A 17,537-nucleotide genomic window follows, 5' to 3' on the forward strand; every position below is an offset into this window, starting at 1 on the left:
CGCAACCTACAACGAGACATTCGCAACGTCACTCGCAACCTAAGTCGAGACTTCGCAACCTTCACTGGGACCAGACACCAGCCACCCTCCTCGCACCCCCCGTTTACAGCCCACCGACAGACCACACACCTCTTGCACTCAGGAGAAGCCCCCGTCTAAGAGTTTTCTAAGAACCCCCGGTTTGGTGGTGGCTTCGCCGGGCGTGCTGTTCGTAGCGTGCGGCGCATGCGGACCCGTGCGTGCGCGTCATGGTGATGACGCTGCACAAGCTGACAGCCGGGGACGGATACCTGTACCTGGTGCGGCAGGTCGCTGCCGCCGACAGCACCGAGCGGGGCCGGTCCACGCTGGCCGACTACTACTCGGCCAAGGGCGAATCGCCGGGACGGTGGATGGGCCGCGGCCTGGCCGCGCTGTCGGACTCCGGGCGTTGCGAAGTGAGTCCGCAAGCGCGCGACGATCTTTGGACGGTCGATGAGGGGTCGGGCGTCAGTGAATCGCAGATGCGCAACCTCTACGGGGTGGGGTTGCACCCCAACGCCGATGCCATCTCGACCTACGTCAACGGGCGCGGTGCGGGCCCGGAACGGGCCGCGGGGCGCCTCGGACGGAAGTTTCGCGTGGTCGACGGGGAACCGGAGTTCGCGCGTCGATTGGCGGTCGCGTTCCGCGACCACAACGCCGAGACCGGGGTGCATTGGAACGCCACGATCGATCCCGAGATCCGCGCGCAGATCCGCACCCGTGTGGCGTTGGATCTGTTCTCCGAGGAGTACGGCCGCCCACCGGCCGACGACCGGGAGCTGTCGGGATTCATCGCCCGCAACACGCGCGCGGCCACCACCGCCGTCGCCGGCTACGACCTGACGTTCTCACCGGTGAAGTCGGTGTCGGCGTTGTGGGCCATCGCCCCCCTTGCCGTGGCCGATCGGATCGAGGCCGCCCATGACGCCGCGGTCGCCGACGTGCTGGAGTGGTTGCAGGATCAAGCCACGTTCACCCGTACCGGCGCCGGGGGTATCGCCCAGGTAGACACCGAGGGGCTGATCGCCGCGGCGTTCACCCATCGCGATTCGCGTGCCGGTGATCCCGATCTGCACACCCACGTCGCGATCTCCAACAAGGTCTCCTACGTGGACGCCAACGGCGTGCGCCGGTGGCTCGCGCTGGACGGTCAGCCGCTGCACCGGGTGACGGTGGCGGCCTCGGAGTTGTACAACACTCGGCTCGAAGCGCACATGATCGAGCGCCTGGGGGTGGGCTTCGTCGAGCGGTCCCGTGGGCGGGGAAAACGCCCGGTCCGCGAAGTCGATGGGATGTCGGCGGAGTTGATGGCGCGGTGGTCGAGTCGGCGCGTGGCGATCGAGGCGCGTACCGCCGAGTTGGCCAAGGCGTTTCAGGCCGCTCACGGCCGCGAACCCACCAACACCGAGATCATCGCGCTGGCCCAGCAGGCGACGTTGGAATCGCGCGAAGCCAAGCACGAACCGCGCTCGCTGGCCGAGCAGCGCCACGTGTGGCGCACGCAGGCCGTGGAGGCCTTGGGGCGCGATGGCGTGCATCGCATGTTGGCTGGTGTGTTGGCCGGTCCCGACCGCGCCCGCAGCGCCCCCGTCGTCGACCGGGAATGGCTCATGTCGCGTGCTGGCGAACTGATCGCCACCGTGTCCGAGTCGCGGTCCACTTGGCAGCCGCATCACGTGCGCGCCGAGGCGCTGCGCGTCGCGCGAACCCACGGGGTGGGGCACGATGTCGCATTGGTCGAACGTCTCACCGAAACCGCTCTTGGAGAGGGCTTCTCGGTGCCGCACGCGCGGGTGGCCGATGCTGAGCTGGACGAGCCTGTCGCATTGCGTCGCCGCGACGGTGCCAGTGTCTATTCCCGCCACGGCGTGCAGCTCTACACCAACCGCGAAACGCTCGCCGCTGAGCGCCGCATTCTAGACGCGGTGCACCGCTGCGACGGCCGCGCCGCCACGCCCGCCGATGTGGAGTTGGCGCTTGCGGATTCGGTGGCACGGGGACGCACGCTCAACCCCGGCCAGACCGCACTGGTGTCGGAGATGGCGACCTCGGGGCGCCGTGTCGCACTTGCGCTCGCGCCGGCCGGGACGGGCAAGACCACCGCCATGGCCGCACTGGCTCACGCGTGGCGCAGTTCGGGCGGCCACGTCATCGGTTTGGCACCCACCGCCGACGCGGCGATCGTGCTCGGGCAGGACCTCGGAGCCACCACCGACACCCTCGACAAGTACGTCTTCTCCGCTGACCCGGACAAGGCCGCAGCCTTCGGCGTTCCCGACTGGTTCGACGAGGTGGGTCCGGACACGCTCATCGTCGTCGACGAGGCCGGAAAGGCCGCTACCGCGGGCCTGGACGCGATGATCACCGACGCGTTGCGCAAGGGCGCGAGCGTGCGGCTGGTCGGTGACGACGGCCAGCTGTCCTCCATTTCGGCCGGCGGTGTCCTGCGTGACATCGCCGAAGCCACCGACGCGCTGACCCTCAGTGAAGTCGTGCGGTTCAAGTCGCCGGCAGAAGCCGCGGCCGGTCTCGCGCTGCACGACGCCGACCCCGCGGGCATCGGCTTCTACATCGACCACCACCGCGTGCACGTCGGCACCGACGAGACCGCCGCCGACATGGCGTACGAGGCGTGGCGGGCCGACCTCGCCGCCGGCGCAGACAGCATCCTGCTCGCCCCCACCAACGACGTCATCAACGCGCTCAACGCGCGCGCCCGCGACGACCGATTGGCCGCCGATCCCGAGGCCGCACGGGCGGCCACGGTCGTGCTGGCCGACCAGTTGCACGCCAGCGTCGGAGACACCATCCGCACCCGCAAGAACGCTCGCTGGATTCGCATCGGGCGCAACGACTTCGTGCGCAACGGCTACCGCTACACCATCACCGAGGTCCTCGGCGACGGCGGCGTGAAGGCCCGCCACCTGCGCAGCGGACGCATCGTGACGCTGCCCGCCGACTACATCGCCGAACACGTCACGCTCGGCTACGCCGCGACCATCGACTCCGCTCAGGGTCTGACCGCCGGTGGGCGCGACACCACGGGCACCTGCCACATCGTGGGCTCCGACGCGCTGACCCGCCAGCACCTCTACGTGGCCATGACCCGCGCGACCGACGAGAACCACCTGTACCTGTCCACCGCCGAAGGCGATCCGCACCGGTTGCTGTCCCCCAAGGCCACCCACCCCGACACCGCCGTCGATGTCCTGACCCGCACGCTGGCCCGCGACGGTGCCCAGGTGTCGGCCACCACCGAAGCCCGCCGCGCAGAAGATCCCGCGACGCGGCTGCAGGCCGCGGCCGACATGTTCTACGACGCCCTCGGCGTGGCCGCGGAAAGCCAGCTGGGCGCCGGTGCGCGCGACCGGTTGGACGCCATCGCCGACGAGGTGATCCCCCGCCTCAGCGAGCGTGAAGCCTGGCCGGTGCTGCGCCGCAACCTGTCCGTCCTGGCCCTCGGGGGTGCCGACCCCCGCGAGCTGCTGGTCGAAGCGCTGGCCAAGGGCAGCGTCGACGACGCCGCCGACCCGGCCGCGGTCCTCGATCACCGCATCGACCCCGCCGGCACGCACTCCGCGGGCATCGGCGTGCTGCGCTGGCTTCCCGCCATCCCGCCGGCCCTGGCCGACGACCCCCAATGGGGTGCCTACCTGGCTCGGCGTGAGCAACTGGTCGGTGGCCTGGCCGACCAGATCCGTGAGCGTGCGCGGGCCTGGACCAATGGCACCGCCCCCGCGTGGGCGCGGCCCCTGATCACCGTGAATCCCGCGCTGACCGCCGAAATCGCCGTGTTCCGCGCCGCGGTGGGCGTGGACGACGCCGACACGCGTCTCACCGGAGCGCGGCAGTACCCCGTGCGGACCCGCGACGTGCAAGCCACCCTGCAGCGCTACGCCGCGGCCGACATCGGGCGGCGCAGTGCCGACACGACGCGCTGGAACGAACTCCTCGACGCGATCGACCCGCGCGTGCGCTCGGATGCGTACTGGCCACAGCTGGCCGCCCAACTCGCCCAGGCCACTCGCACCGCTCCTGATCTGCGGCAGATCATCACCACCGCTGCGCGTCAGGGCCCGTTGCCAGACGAGCTGCCCGCTGCAGCACTGTGGTGGCGCATCGCGGGCGCACTGTCGCCGACCGCCACGTTGGCCACCACGCATTCGCGCCTACGGCCCGCCTGGATCGTCGATGTCGACGCGGTGTTCGGGGCGACGCTGACCGAGACCATCACCTCCGACCCGGCCTGGCCGGGGCTGGTTGCCGCCATCAGCGCCGCTGACCCGCGCAAGTGGACACCGCGGGATCTCCTCCACGTCGCCGCCGAGCATCTCGCCGACGCCGCCGACGCCGACCACCCCATTCCCCCCGGCGACTACGCGCGGCTGATCACCTACACCGTCGATGCCTTCACCCACCGGCTGCACGCGCGGTTCGGCATCGACGAGGCGGACCTTCCCACTCCCGAGGAGGCACCGCCGCACCCCGACGAGGAAGCGCTGTACCCGCCCGACCCGGAAAGTCCCTACCCCGACGTCGATGAACCGTCACCCTTCGACGACTACTTCGACACCACGGCCTCCGACGACTGGCTCGAATACGGGCCAGATGAATTCGACGGACTGCAATTCGAAGACTTCACAGCAAACCGCCCCACACCGGAATTGGGCATCACCATGGAATTGGTCAATGAATTGCAGCAGGAATACCGTGATGTCTGCGCAAATCTGAAATCCCTCAGCACGGACATTCGGGCCGGAAACGGTCCGGCCATGCGCGCACTGGCCGACGCGCTGCTCCAAATGCGCCAGCAGGTCGACGCCGATCGACCGTATGCCCTCGCCCTGGCCGCGGTCATGGAGCAGTGGGCCGACGCCGACGCCGCCTACAACGACATGCTCCGCATGGTCGAGCACGCCCGTCACCGGCTCGACCTTTTGCGGGCCGACCCCGACGTCGACGAACTCGACCTCGCCTCAGCCCGTCAAGACGTCACGTTCTACACCGAAATGCTGCCGGATCAGCCGCCGGCGATGCAGTTCCAGCAGGCCCTGGCCGATGCGCAGGCCGCGCGCACCGCGGCCGCGGGTGGTGCCAAGATCGTCACCGAGTACGACATTCAGGCCACGCGCGGCGAGGCCGAGCGCGAGGACTTGGCGGCCCGTGCGCAGCTGCGTGAGCGCCGCCAGGAACTGCGCCGTGAACTCGGACGCGCTGAGCGCGACGTCGCCACCGCCTTCGCCGCCGCCCAAACCGCGTCCTCCGAGACGCTGGAGCAGCTGCTGGACTCGGCGCGCGCGGAGGTGACGCTCCTGCAGGTGGCGGGCGGCGTCGACCTGACCGGCACGCCTCTGGACATTCCTGCGGCCGCCCTGGCCGCACACGATCCCTTCACCGCCGACCAGCTCAAAGCCTTGGCGGCACAGCCGTATCGGCTCAGCGTCACCCGCGCCGACGTCACCGACCACGACACCGCCGCGGCGCTCTACACCCTGCGCAGCACGGCCAACGCCGCCAACCGCAAGGTGCTCTGGCTCTCGGCCGCCGGCTCCGCGACGGCCTCGGCCCGCGACGCCGAGCTCGCCGACACCATCACCACGGTCAGCCATGCTCATCAGCAAGTCGCTAACCACCAGTGGGCATTGCCGCCGGGAGCCATAGTGATCATCGACGACCCCGCGGCCGCCGACCCCGGCCAACTCGTCGACATCGCACGCCACGCCGCGGCCGCGGAAGCCCGCGTGATCCTCTTGGACACCCACACCACCCGCGGACCCAGTGCGCCGGCGGTACGGCTTCTCTCTCGGTCCCTGCCCTGGCAGACCATCCTCACCGACGCCCCCACCGAGCCCACAGACCCACTGCTGGAGCCGGTGCCGGCAGTTGCCCTCGCAGACAGCCTCGGCCGCACGCATCTCAGCGAACCGTGGCGGCACGTCCTCACCCAGTACGACGGCGCCGCGCGCGCCGCGCGCGCAGCGCATCGCCGCCACCTCGCACTGGGATGGCGCACACCTGGCCCGGAACTCGACAGTCCCGAGCACACACTTGGCGCCGGAATTGACGACTAGATGTCGTGACCCGGCAGGTTGTTGACGGCGTGCCTGCTTGAAATGGGGAGGACCTCCTGACGGAGTGGATGTGTCTGGCATTCACCCGTAGGAGGTCCTCGTGTCTCACGCTAACGCCCGTACCAACCTGTTCGCTCGTCGACTGATCGTCGAGCGTGTCGCTGCTGGCTGGCCGCCCGCGCACGTCGCCGAACAGCTGGGGGTTTCACGGTCAACGGTGTACAAGTGGCTGCGCCGATATGACGAAGGCGGCGATGCGGCGTTGGCCGACCGCAGCTCGCGGCCGATCCGAATGCCACAGCGCACCAACACGCGGATTGAACTGAAAGTGCTAACCGCCCGGCGACGCCGCAAGCGGGGCGCGGTGGTGCTCGCCGCCGAACTGGGTTTGAACCCCTCCACCGTCGGACGGATCCTGGCCCGCCACCAGGTGCCGCACCTGTCGGCGATAGACCCGATCACCGGCGAGTCGGTGCGCTCATCGCGGCGCAGCGCCAACCGCTACGAACACCGCGCACCCGGGTCCATGGTTCATGTTGACGTCAAGAAGCTCGGCCGTATACCCACCGGTGGGGGGTGGCGGCTGCACGGCCGCGATACCGCGGTCTCAGTTGCCAACCGGCACAAGAAGATCAGGATCGGTTACGACTACGTCCACACCGCCATCGATGACCACACCCGGTTGGCCTACAGCGAAGTACTGCCCGACGAGAAGGACCTGACCTGCGCTGAATTCTTGCACCGAGCATTGGCCTGGTTCGCCGGCCACGGTGTGCGCGTGCGGCGTCTACTCACCGACAACGCGATGGTCTACCGGCGCGGCACGAACTGGGGTTGGGTGTGCACCGCCTGGCAGCTCAAACGCCGATTCATCAGACCCGGCTGCCCCTGGACCAACGGCAAAGCAGAACGCTTCAACCGGACCCTGCTCAACGAATGGGCCTACGCTCGGGCCTGGGCGTCCAACAGCCTGCGCACCCGAGGCCTTGACCGATTCCTCCGCCGGTACAACACTCAACGAGGCCACTCCGCCCTCGGTGGAAAACCACCCATCAGCCGGCTCGCCGCCTGACAACAACGTCTCAGGTCACAACAACTAGACGCGGTGGCTGGGTGAGATCAACGTGGTCGCGGCAGCCCCACGGCCTCGTCATCGCCGCTGGCCACCGCGCCGCAACCTAATGCGTGGCGGCAGAGATTAGCGCCACCGCATCGACGGTCTACGTGCCAATTCGTATGGTAATGATGGGTATTTTATGGTAGTCGATGGTAGAACGGGTTAATGAAGAACACTGTGGCGTTCGGACTGGCGGTGCGGCGGGAACGTGGGTCGCGCAACCAGGGCGAGATAGCCGATCTGGGCGGCCCGTACCGGCAAATGCAGACCAAGATCGAGCGTGGCACCGACCTCGACGTGAAGGATTCCGTTCTCGCCCAGTACGACACCGCATTCGGCTGGGCCTCCGGCACCGCCGCGAGCATCCTCGGATCGACCGACGCTGCCGCCCTGCCGTTTCGCCCCTACGAAGGCACCCTCGGACACGACGCCAGCACGGGCCGGCCCATCGACGTCCCGCAGCGTCTGAGAACGACCGTCGCCCCCGAGCAATTGATCCCCGTCATCACGGCCTGGCCCGGCATCGCCGTCATCGACACCGAGGTCTTCGACTTGCCAGCGCAACGGGCCGAAATGCATGCCACCCATGAGTGGCCGAAGTGGAGAAACTCATCGCACACATCCACGGGCCCAACGGTGGCTCAGTTGGTTTCGGAATGGAAGGCGGTATCGCCCGGCCGCACCGCGATTGCAGCCGGCGTCCTTCACAACGGCGCCGATCGGGTGGCAATAGACCCCCTCCCGTTTCTGACCAACAGCGACGAAGCGTCGGCCTTGGTACGCGCGGTCCACGGAATCCACGCAACCATCCCCGAAGGCACGCACAGCTACATGGTCGCCTGGACCCTGCTCTTCCTGGCATCTCAGCCGCGCAAACCGCCGGGTTGTCCCAGCGTGCGCACCGAACTCCTCACCGTCGACAAGTTTCTGGTCCCGCCGGAGGCGCCGGCATTCAGCCCGTCATGGCAGGAGTGGTTGCCCGATGGGCCCCCGAGGTTCGAGCCGACCTTCGACATCGCAGCACGCCTGTTGTCCGGACTCAGCGCCGCACGCACCGAATCCATCACCATCGAGCTGGACAGGTCCGTCACACCATCGCGGACGATCTACGAAGGACCGTCCATCGTTTTCCCCCAACAGCTTTCGGACGCAACGATGCTCCTGCACAACGCGGACATCAGTCCCGAACTACCCGCCGTCATCGCGTGGGCGACAAGAACACCCGTCCTGGTCGTGGGTCGTGACCCCGTTCGCACGGCCGTCAGCAAGGCGAACTACCACCTCATCGAGGTCATGGAACCCTCCCACCCGGATGGGCATCCCACGGTCGCCACAGAAGAGGGCACAGCTCTATTGACTCAAATCGCCGGAGCGCAGCTGCCGCTGCTGACTTTCGCCGCCGGTATCGGCGAGATGTCGTCCACAGTCGTTCTGCGCTCCCCTGCCGGCCGCGGTTAGAAAAGCCGCCGATACCGCGGTCGGTGGCAGGGGCGGCTGACTGGCAGCACGGTCCCGCCGGATTCCTAGACCACCGGGGGAAGCCGGGTGGCGCGCACGTCGACCTGCTCACGTAGGCCCTTCCAACTGGCGTGCCGGAGGCCCCGGCCCGGCGCCCACTCGCGGAACGCGACCTCCCCCACGTGCCGAGGCTCTACCCACCGCCAACCATGTTCACCCGCAGGCGGATTCACCACTGGGGGCACCTTGCGCACAAGGGGGTTGAGTACCTCGAACAGATGTCGGCGCATCATCGCGCTGAACCCCGTGCCGCCCTGGCCGGCCAGCTCCAATGCACCGTCGTCGCGGTGCCCGGCCAGCAGCAGCGCCGCCACCCGCCCCGGCGGACCTGCGAACGCCACCACTGCGAGTTCGGCACTCTGTCGCACTGGGCTCTTCACCCACCACGGCGAGCGGCCCTCCCGATACGGGGAGTCCACCCGCTTGGACACGATGCCCTCCATGTGGTGCTGAGCAGCTACCTCCAACACGTCCGCGGCGGGCACACCGAAGAACGCCTTGGGCACCGTCACCACCGCGGACTCCTCCACGATCAGCGACTCCAGGACCTCACGGCGCTTGACGTACGGCTCGTCCGTGAGATCCCGGCCGTCGACCGCGAGAACGTCAAATGCTAGGAGCTTGACGGGAACTGAGCGGAGTAGATCAGCCCGAGGCCGCCGGTTCTGTGGCCATCGTCGCTGCAGCCGCGTGAACGACGGCCGGCCCTGCGCATCGAGAGCCACGATTTCCCCATCGAGCACCACCGCCCTGCCGCCCACGGCCTGACTCACCAAAGCCATCTCCGGGAAGGTCAGCGACACGTTCTCTAGGGGTGCTCATGGTGCGGTCTTTCGTCGCATGCGACACGTCTCGGATGTGCTTGGAAACGGTCGGCACCATTGCGGGAGAACGTGACGACATCGCCGCGATCGACAATGAGGTTGGCGCGTTGCCCATCCATTTTCCACTCGACTGCCCAACGGTCACCACTGGGCGGCGGACCGAGGGTGGCCAGCATCGGCGCCGGCGTCCCCCGCCGGCGCACCACAGAACGCCCAGCGGCCACTCATCGACGGTACGCCCGCCACGTAGCTCACCTACATGGTCTCGTACCGGAATCGCACGTCCTGCTCAGGCCGACGCTGCGGCTGTCCATTGCCGACGTTGGCGGGTTTGGATCGCGCTGTCGTAGATCTCGATGAACTGGCTCCAGTCGGGAATCTGGACACGGCGCCCCGCCGTACCCCGGAGCAGCAACTGGGCCTCCTCGTAGCTTTGTGGAAGCAATTCCTGCCAGTCGATGATCGCGCCCAGTTGTGATGACTGCGAACGGCTTCCGCCGTTCGGCTCATAAGACTCGGTGCGCCGTGTCCCCAGGCCTTGCCAGTGCGACGCCTGTTCGAGCAAGTGGCGCTCATGCGCGCCGTACATCACGACGGTGCCGGGAAAGATGTCACGCAGCGCGTCGGCGTACTTCGGTCCGTACACGACGTCGAAGTGGCTGGACGCTTGGACGGTGGCCATGATGTTGACGCCCAGACCCGCCGACTCGCCCACGTAGTTGAGCAGCGCGGGCAGCGGGCAGGAGTTGCACACCTCATCGAGTTCGAGCAGCAGTCGATGTTCGAGCTGGTGCTGCGCGGTGCGCTTGCGGAAGTGGCGAATGATGGAGTCGATCAACGCCACCGCGGCGCCGGCTACGGTGCCGGTGTTGGGCGCGATGACGAACAGGCTGGCGTCGGGTTCGTCGAGCATGGAGACGTCGAAGGACTCGATGCTCAGCTCGTCGACCGCGCTGAGCCGGTCGAGATGCTCGGTGGCGCTGAGACCGAGACGCACCCACGGGGTGACCGCTTTGGAGACGGTGATGGCCACGCTGTCGCGCATGCGGCTGTTCATCGTGAGCACGCGCTGCATGGGGTCGGAGAGCATCGGGTGCGGACACAGAGCGGCCGCGGTCATCCAGGACGGTGTGGCTTCCAGCGACATCTGACCGCTGCCGGGACCGTCCTCTTCGTCCTCGACCCCGAGGTTCTCGACGGCTTCGAGAACCCAGGGCATCCCCTGACTGTTGCCTTGGGGGCTGGCTGCGTACAGCAGGCACGCGAGCGGGCGGCTTGCGGTCGACTCCCACAAACCGCCAGCGGCTACGGTCTGGCCGCTCGACGCTCCACCGAAGCCGACACCTGAGGTCGCGAGCATGGTCTCGGCGACCGTGAGAGCTTCGTCAGCCGACCCGATCGAGGCGGTGGGATCACTGACCATGGACCGCACCCCCTCCGGCCAGACGAGCGTCTTCTCCGGACGCAGGTCGATGACCCCGGTCGGCCCCGTGACCCCGCGGCGCATGAGCACCAGTTCGGCGAGGTCCTCCTTGCTGGACACGGCTACCAGGGGTCCGGGATGCAACACCGCCGCTGGGGCCAGCAGGCGTCGTGTCTTACCGGTGCGCGTTGGTGCGCTGATGGCCAAATGCGGTGCACCCTGGACCTTCTCGTACTGCTCGTTGGCGTTGACGACCAACCCGCAGTACGGGCTATAGGGCTCGGGCCGCTTGCTCATGGGCTACATCGTGGCGGGCGGCACGCGCAGCAGTCCACCACCAGAGCCGGATTCGCCAGCCGGGACGTTTCGTGGATGAACAGGCCCAGGGGGCAGAAGCACGAGAATCGGTGGCCACCGGCCGTTCAACTGGCGACTATGCGCAAGTCGAACACCCCGTGCGTTAGGAGTGCGACGACCACCACGTGTAGAGGCTTTCCAGAGTGGCGGCGGGTTGAGCGGTACGGACGACGCTGAGCAGCAGCTCGTCGTCGTTGGTCCACACCACGACGGGTTGGCCGTCCTGCAGTCCGCAGAAGACGGTCCCCCGTGCAACGTCCGGGCTGTCGTTGCGACGCCACGGCCCCGGTGTTCACTCGCCCATTCGACAGTTGTCCACCCAACCGATCTCTAGAAGCGAGACGGCCCAGTACTGGCGATCGCCCCCACCCCGGCCGTCGCGGCAACACTGTCGCTGAAACCGGATCACCGCGGCCAAAGAGATCAAAGCGGAGTTGCGCAAAGGTCAACTACGCCAACCACTTCAGGTCGAAGCGGCGATGGGTAAGCACGCCATGGCGCTACTGGCTGTGCTCGACAACGTCTGCGCCAACGTCGATGAACTTGGGGCCAAGCGTCGGCCGAGTTGTTCTACACGCACCCCGACTACCAGGTCATCACCAGTTTCCCGGAGCTGGCCGACTCCACCGGCGCACGCGTGCTGGCCGAGATCGGCGATGACCGGGCCCGCTTTGCCGATGCCAGGCCTATGCCGGATCCGCACCAGTCACCCGGTCGCTGAGTCCGGTGATGCGGGTCAGCGCGGTGAATCCGTCGTCGGTGCCCGGCCAGTGCGCCCGGACCGCGGGCAGGCCCGCGCGGCGCACCACGCCGCGCAGAACGACGATGACGTCATCTGCGTAGCCGACCACGGGGATGAAGTCGGGGATGAGGTCGATGGGGGAGGCCAGGTAAATCATCAACAGCGCCAAGCGATCCGCACTCCGCGCGGGAGGGATTTGTCGGCGGCGAGCCTGTGCACGAGGCGCAACACGTCGGGTAGCAGCCGCAAGGTTTCGTGCAGCAGCCCGCCGCGTGGTCGGACGGTGACCAGAGCGATCATCAGGATGACCCAGGCCAGCAGCATCGCGGCGAAGATGCCGATGAGCAGGTCTGCCCCCACCTGCCGGTCACGGGTGCGCGGCGGTGATGACGATCGGGCCGACCCTCGCGGACAGCGTAGAAGGCCCGGGGGCCGGCGACTGGATCGGCCACGACCCGCGCAGGTCAACGTCGGGCAGCGCACTCGCCAGCACCGCTACCGTCGGCAGCCTGTTGATGCCGTACCTGGTCACTTCGCCGCCGATATCGACTGGTGTGTCAGTTCCTTGGCGACGTCGCATGGGTCGGGGAAGGGTTTCTGGATGAAGTTGACGGACCATTCGATGAAGTCGTCGTCGAACTGGATGCCGATTTCGCAGAGATTGTTGCCGAGGGTGACGTCGGTTCCGATGGCGATCCAGCCGTCGTGGCCGTCGATGGTGATGTCCTCGACGCTTGCGCGGGAGAGTTCCTCGGTTTTGCGTTCCCTCCCGATGGGGCTGCCGCGGTACCAGCTGAACGAGAAGTGGGGGCCCAGGATGCTCCCGCCGGCCAGCCATTGGCAGCCGACCGAGTTGCGGGCGGTGACGATCAGACCGGGCACCCGGGTGAGCTGGGAGATCGTTTGGTCGCTGATGCCGCCGCATTCGGGGAAGAACGGTCCGTGGGTGGTGTTCGACGTCGCGGGCGACGGCGCGGTGGTTTGATTGTTGGGTCCCGAGTTCCCGGAGCAACCGGCGATCGTCAGCGTCGCCGCGATGGCCAACGCTCCCAGTGTGCATCTCGGCAAGCCGCAGCGCCCGCTGCGCACCGCCGCATGCCGACGAACCGGCGAAACTGTTGGGCTGGAACGTAACTCATGCGTTCGGTGTCGCGACCGGAACCTGCGGTCGTGACCTGTGCGCGGCTCATCGAGCGCGCCGCTGGGGGCGTGAGGCATGGTCTTGTCCGATTCGGTCGCGGCGGGTGGTGGCAGTGAGGAAGGCAACGGCCAGCACCTGGATGACGGCCACCGTGGTGATCAGGGTGGGGATGGAGTGTTCGTAGAGGTACCCGGTAAGGGCACCGCCGCCGGCGGTGGCTATCCCCAGGACGGCGGCGTAGAGGCCGTAGGCGGTGGCGCGGCGATCGGGTGCGACGAGGTCGGCGACGACGGCGCGAAGCGTGGATTCCTGGATGCCGACGGCGGCACCCCACAGCAGGGCGCCGGCGATCACCCACCAGGCGGTGGTGGTGAATGCCAGGACGGAGATCGCGATTGCCAGGATGGGCAGGACGATGAGCACGCGGGGGCCGGTGCGGTCGTAGGCCCAGCCAGTGGCCAGGGCGGCGACGGCGTCGGTGAGCATGGCTGCGGCGTAGATCAGGGGGACCGCCGCGGTCGGGATCAGTCCGCGGGCGACCATGTGGAAGGACAGCACGCCGAAGGTCGCGAACCCCACCATAGTGGCCCCGGTGAAGATGGAGTAGATCCAGAACTGGCGCGGCATCGCCGCCCACCAACGGGTGGTGGACCGTCGTGGCGCATCGGCCGCGGCATCGCTTGTCGCAGTGTCGGCGGTCTGGGTAACCGATTGTGTTGCTGCCGTGGCAGGTTCGTAGATAGCCGGCTCGGGAACGCGCAGCCGCAGCCACAGCAGCAGACCCAGGACGGCGACTCCCGGTGCGGCCAGCACACCCAACGCGGGCCCGTAGCGCCCGCCGGTCACCAGTAGCATGACGGCCACCACCAGTGGACCGATCAGGGCGCCGATCTGGTCGAGGGCCTCGTGCACGGCGAACCCGCGCCCGCGCCCGGTCGCGGCAGTGGCGAAGGACAGCAGGGTGTCCTTGGCGGGACTGCGGACGGCTTTGCCGACCCGTTCGGCGATCACGAGGGCGCACGCCACCCACAGGATCCCGGTAAGACCCAGCACCGGAACGGTGATGATGGTCAGGGCGTATCCGGCGATGGTCCACGCCCAGAAGTGCCGGGTCCGGTCGGTCAGCGGGCCTGAGACCAGCCGCAGCAGCAGGGCTGCGGCTTCCCCGATTCCGGTGACGACCCCGACCATCAGCGCCGAGGCTCCGAGGGAGGCCAGCAGCGGACCGGTGATGGAGCGGGCGCCTTCGTAGACGAAGTCGGCGAGCAGGCTGATCGTGCCGAACGCGACGACGAACCGCCACGGACTCATCAGCCCGGCGGCGCGGACGTCCGTGTCCACCGGTTCACCGGCTCGGCTCATCGGTGCAGGATCTCGATCAGCCGCCATCAGGCAGCACCGGTGCCGGGCGGGCGCTGTCCGACAGTCGGCGCGAGGGTGGTCAGGACCAGCACTGCGATCAGCGGCAGATACACCGTGTAGATCACCGGCCGTCGCCGCTTCCGGGTCGCCGGTCCAGCGCTGCCCGCAGCGCCGCCTCGTCGTCGGCGCCCAGGGCGTTGACGAATCCCAGCAGCACCGCGCGGCGGTCGACGTCACCGGTCAGCACCGCGGTCATCAGGCCGGCGGCGTGTTCGGCGCGGCCCTTCTTGGGCCAGTAGACGTAGGCGCGGCCGACCTTCTCCCGTTCCAGCTGGCCCTTGTCGTAGAGCCGGGACACCACGGTCAGCACGGTCTTGTACGCCAGATCCGGCGCGTGCAATGCCTCATGGACCTGGGCGGCGGTAACCGGTGCCCCGGCGGCCCACAGCGCCGAGAGCACCTCTGATTCCAACGCCCCCGACCCGCGCCGCGCATGAGACGGTTTGTGCTTCACATCCATCACCTCGATGACTTCGCTACTCGTATTGGGGTTGCTGCGCCACTCCACTTCTGCTTATTTGCGTAAGACTATTACATCGTGTAAGACTCCTACATGATGTAGGAAAAACGCTGAGCAGTCTGGTTGGGTTGACCGTTCGCGTCAGTTTCGGACTACACACCCCCTCTCAGTTGGAATCACACGCAAGGGACCTCGAAGGGAGAATGATGAGGAAGAACCGCGGCACTCTGCTCCACCTGCGTTGCGCCGTCCTGGGGATGGGTGGGGCCGTCGCTATCGGTCTATGGTCGTCTGGCGCGGCAGCCGCCGACGACTTCATTCCGTTGCCCGACGGTCAGAAGGTCGGCCCGGACGTCGTGCTGACGCGAACCGATGAACACGCCACCGTCTCCCCGTCACTGGCCGACAACGGTGCCGGGCGAACGGCGATGGTCTCGGGCCGGGTAACCGCCGACGTCAGCGCCACCCCCGAGGGGGTCAACGGGCCTAACAACGGGCCACTGAACCTCCCCGGAACGAACAATTCGTCGACCCACGGCTCGTCACAGGTCAACACCGGCTACATCATCGGCTGCCAGGTGAACATCGCACCCGACGCGATCTCAGGTGGCCTGTTGGGCGGGGTGAGCCTGCGTAACGGACTTTCCGGGGCCGGGCTGATAAACATCAACCTGACGCCGGGGCAGGTGGTGTTCGTTCAACTGCAGTACACGCCGATCCTCAAACCGGGCAAGTACTTCGTCGATTACCAGGACATGGAAATCCAAATCCAAGGGTGCGCCGGCTATGCGCAGGCACGTGCCTACTCGGTCGTGGAGATCATCGGCAACCACTACTCGAAAACCTCCCTCTACGGGCAGCCGTTCAGCCTCGGCTGACACCGTCCGAGTCCATCACCACTCTTGCTCGCCGATAGGAAACCCAACCCATGAGGGGAACCCCATGATCGTCACTCGTAGGAGACTGCCGCGGCTGGCCGCGGTCGCGACAACCGTTGTCCTCGGATTCGTCTCGGTCGCTGCTGCCAAGGCCGACACCGTTGTCCCGTTGCCGGACAACCAGGTGGTGAGGACCCTGGGTGACGGCACCGTCGCCACGCTGTCCCTAACCGAAGAATCGGCCATCATCAATCCCTCGCTCGGGGACACCCCGGTACACCGCAACGCCTGGGTGACGGGCAAGGCGACCCTTAACCTGTCCGCTCCCACGGATGGACGGGTCTACGCCGGGTACATCGTGGGTTGCCAGGTGGACATCGGCGGCGGCGGTCCGACCGGTGCGTTCGGAAGTTCCTCGGACTTTGCGGGAACGATGCCGGAGATCAATGCCAACGGAGTCGGCGGCAACTTGACCCTGGGCCCGGGACAGGCACAGTCCTTTTACATTCTGGATATCGAGCATCCCGACGATTACGGCAACGAGCGGCACTACAACTACACCGAGTTCCACAAGTCCGACAATCCGTCCCTGACCTGGACCGACTCCACCATCGGGCTGACCGGTTGCGCCGGATACGCCCAAGCCCGTTCGTTCGCGCAAGTCGAAATCTACAACGAGACCGACGCGGCGTACATCACCGTCTATGGTCAACCGTTCAGCATCGGCTAACGCCCAACCGCGCAACCGCTCGCCGATGCCGTGCAAGCGAACGCGCGCGTCGGCCACACCGCAAGTCGACACCGATCGTCAGGCCCCGCGGCGGGTGCGTGCATTGAGCGGTGAGGATATCGGGCATCGACACCGGCATCGTGTAAGACTCTTACAGGACGTAGGACAACACTTCGAGAGTAACGGGTAGGAGATGACGATGCTGGCGTGGGCGACACACACCGCACTGACACAGAGCGCACAACTGGTGGCCGAAGGCGATTACACCCCCTATGACCAGGGGGTGCGGCACATCGCGACGATCGCCGGGTACCTGTGCTACGGGATGATGGCGGTCACGGTGTGCTTTGGGATCCTGACCACCACCGGCTGGGCGCGGCGCCAGATCGCCCGTCCGGCCCTGACCAGCACGCACATGGTGCTGGCGGTGAGCACCCTGACGTTCGGGGTGCTGCACGCGGTGTCCTACGTCTTCCAGACCGGGGAACACTTCACGCCCGTCAACGCCGTGATCCCCTTCGTGGCCGGCGGCGAGTTGGAGGTCGGGCTGGGTATCGTCGGCCTGGAGTTGGCGGTGGCGATCGCAGTGTCGATTGTGCTGCAACGCCGGCTGGGCTACCGGCGCTGGCATCTGCTGCACTACCTGGCCTACGCCGCGTTCGCGCTGTCGCTGGCCCACACCATCACCACCTCCGCGGAAGTCCAATCACTGGGCCTGATCGGGGAAGCCGTCCTCGGGCTCGCCGCGGCCTGCGCCTTGCTGTGGGTGCTGCGCATCCTGCCCGCCACCACCGCTGGCGGCCTGCGCATCGCCCCCAAGGAGGCCTAGG

13 protein-coding genes and 1 pseudogene are annotated in these 17,537 nt (G+C 67.5%); 6 read left to right on the forward strand and 8 right to left on the reverse strand.

Annotated features, from left to right (window positions below):
• The first annotated feature begins 248 nt into the window (after positions 1-248).
• The 3 genes from mobF (at position 249) to AC3WTE_RS27660 (ending at position 8,670) form a co-directional block, all read left to right on the forward strand.
• Positions 249-6,095, forward strand: a complete 5,847-nt coding sequence (gene mobF, locus AC3WTE_RS27650; protein ID WP_492442769.1) for a MobF family relaxase — start codon at positions 249-251, stop codon at positions 6,093-6,095.
• Positions 6,096-6,195: 100 nt separating this feature from the next.
• Positions 6,196-7,167, forward strand: coding sequence for an IS481 family transposase (locus AC3WTE_RS27655; protein ID WP_492442697.1), 972 nt, complete (start codon positions 6,196-6,198; stop codon positions 7,165-7,167).
• A gap of 210 nt (positions 7,168-7,377) precedes the next feature.
• On the forward strand, positions 7,378-8,670 hold the full coding sequence (locus tag AC3WTE_RS27660; protein WP_492442698.1) for a hypothetical protein: 1,293 nt from the start codon (positions 7,378-7,380) through the stop codon (positions 8,668-8,670).
• Positions 8,671-8,735: 65 nt separating this feature from the next.
• Here AC3WTE_RS27660 and AC3WTE_RS27665 read toward each other — a convergent pair whose 3' ends face one another.
• From AC3WTE_RS27665 to AC3WTE_RS27700, 8 genes and pseudogenes are all read right to left on the reverse strand, one after another.
• On the reverse strand, positions 8,736-9,512 hold the full coding sequence (locus AC3WTE_RS27665; RefSeq protein WP_492442699.1) for an ATP-dependent DNA ligase: 777 nt from the start codon (positions 9,510-9,512) through the stop codon (positions 8,736-8,738).
• A 26-nt stretch (positions 9,513-9,538) separates the two neighbouring features.
• Positions 9,539-9,730, reverse strand: a complete 192-nt coding sequence (locus AC3WTE_RS27670) for an ATP-dependent DNA ligase (RefSeq protein ID WP_492442770.1) — start codon at positions 9,728-9,730, stop codon at positions 9,539-9,541.
• Positions 9,731-9,843: 113 nt separating this feature from the next.
• Positions 9,844-11,274 (reverse strand): type IV secretory system conjugative DNA transfer family protein, encoded by a 1,431-nt coding sequence (locus AC3WTE_RS27675; RefSeq protein WP_492442700.1) that lies wholly within the window; start codon positions 11,272-11,274, stop codon positions 9,844-9,846.
• Positions 11,275-12,020: 746 nt separating this feature from the next.
• Positions 12,021-12,400: pseudogene (locus AC3WTE_RS27680) on the reverse strand (YkvA family protein).
• A gap of 43 nt (positions 12,401-12,443) precedes the next feature.
• Positions 12,444-12,608, reverse strand: a complete 165-nt coding sequence (locus AC3WTE_RS27685; RefSeq protein WP_492442701.1) for a hypothetical protein — start codon at positions 12,606-12,608, stop codon at positions 12,444-12,446.
• Positions 12,605-13,144 (reverse strand): DUF3558 domain-containing protein, encoded by a 540-nt coding sequence (locus AC3WTE_RS27690; protein WP_492442702.1) that lies wholly within the window; start codon positions 13,142-13,144, stop codon positions 12,605-12,607. The genes AC3WTE_RS27685 and AC3WTE_RS27690 overlap by 4 nt, the downstream gene beginning before the upstream one ends.
• A gap of 118 nt (positions 13,145-13,262) precedes the next feature.
• Complete coding sequence (locus AC3WTE_RS27695; RefSeq protein WP_492442703.1) at positions 13,263-14,579, reverse strand: MFS transporter; 1,317 nt, start codon at positions 14,577-14,579, stop codon at positions 13,263-13,265.
• 121 nt (positions 14,580-14,700) lie between these two features.
• Positions 14,701-15,093, reverse strand: a complete 393-nt coding sequence (locus AC3WTE_RS27700; protein WP_492442704.1) for a BlaI/MecI/CopY family transcriptional regulator — start codon at positions 15,091-15,093, stop codon at positions 14,701-14,703.
• Positions 15,094-15,305: 212 nt separating this feature from the next.
• Between AC3WTE_RS27700 and AC3WTE_RS27705 the strand changes: the two genes are divergently transcribed.
• The 3 genes from AC3WTE_RS27705 to AC3WTE_RS27715 all read left to right on the forward strand — a co-directional run bounded on the left by AC3WTE_RS27705 (position 15,306) and on the right by AC3WTE_RS27715 (position 17,536).
• Complete coding sequence (locus tag AC3WTE_RS27705; protein WP_492442705.1) at positions 15,306-15,977, forward strand: MspA family porin; 672 nt, start codon at positions 15,306-15,308, stop codon at positions 15,975-15,977.
• Between the two features lie 64 nt (positions 15,978-16,041).
• The gene (locus tag AC3WTE_RS27710; protein ID WP_492442706.1) at positions 16,042-16,707 is read left to right on the forward strand and encodes an MspA family porin; all 666 of its coding nucleotides are present in this window, start codon (positions 16,042-16,044) and stop codon (positions 16,705-16,707) included.
• Positions 16,708-16,906: 199 nt separating this feature from the next.
• The gene (locus tag AC3WTE_RS27715) at positions 16,907-17,536 is read left to right on the forward strand and encodes a ferric reductase-like transmembrane domain-containing protein (protein ID WP_492442707.1); all 630 of its coding nucleotides are present in this window, start codon (positions 16,907-16,909) and stop codon (positions 17,534-17,536) included.
• The last annotated feature ends 1 nt before the right edge of the window (position 17,537 follow it).

It is taken from the genome of Mycobacterium sp. FW102-FHT13B02, assembly GCF_058790275.1.

What these genes read in the sequence shown, in the direction of transcription:
- AC3WTE_RS27715 (WP_492442707.1), top strand. Translation starts at nt 16,907, where the DNA reads ATGCTGGCGTGGGCGACACACACCGCACTGACACAGAGCGCACAACTG.
- AC3WTE_RS27705 (WP_492442705.1), top strand. Translation starts at nt 15,306, where the DNA reads ATGAGGAAGAACCGCGGCACTCTGCTCCACCTGCGTTGCGCCGTCCTG.
- mobF (WP_492442769.1), top strand. Translation starts at nt 249, where the DNA reads ATGGTGATGACGCTGCACAAGCTGACAGCCGGGGACGGATACCTGTAC.
- AC3WTE_RS27665 (WP_492442699.1), bottom strand. Translation starts at nt 9,512, where the DNA reads ATGGCTTTGGTGAGTCAGGCCGTGGGCGGCAGGGCGGTGGTGCTCGAT.
- AC3WTE_RS27670 (WP_492442770.1), bottom strand. Translation starts at nt 9,730, where the DNA reads ATGCTGGCCACCCTCGGTCCGCCGCCCAGTGGTGACCGTTGGGCAGTC.
- AC3WTE_RS27660 (WP_492442698.1), top strand. Translation starts at nt 7,378, where the DNA reads ATGAAGAACACTGTGGCGTTCGGACTGGCGGTGCGGCGGGAACGTGGG.
- AC3WTE_RS27695 (WP_492442703.1), bottom strand. Translation starts at nt 14,579, where the DNA reads ATGAGCCGAGCCGGTGAACCGGTGGACACGGACGTCCGCGCCGCCGGG.
- AC3WTE_RS27710 (WP_492442706.1), top strand. Translation starts at nt 16,042, where the DNA reads ATGATCGTCACTCGTAGGAGACTGCCGCGGCTGGCCGCGGTCGCGACA.
- AC3WTE_RS27675 (WP_492442700.1), bottom strand. Translation starts at nt 11,274, where the DNA reads ATGAGCAAGCGGCCCGAGCCCTATAGCCCGTACTGCGGGTTGGTCGTC.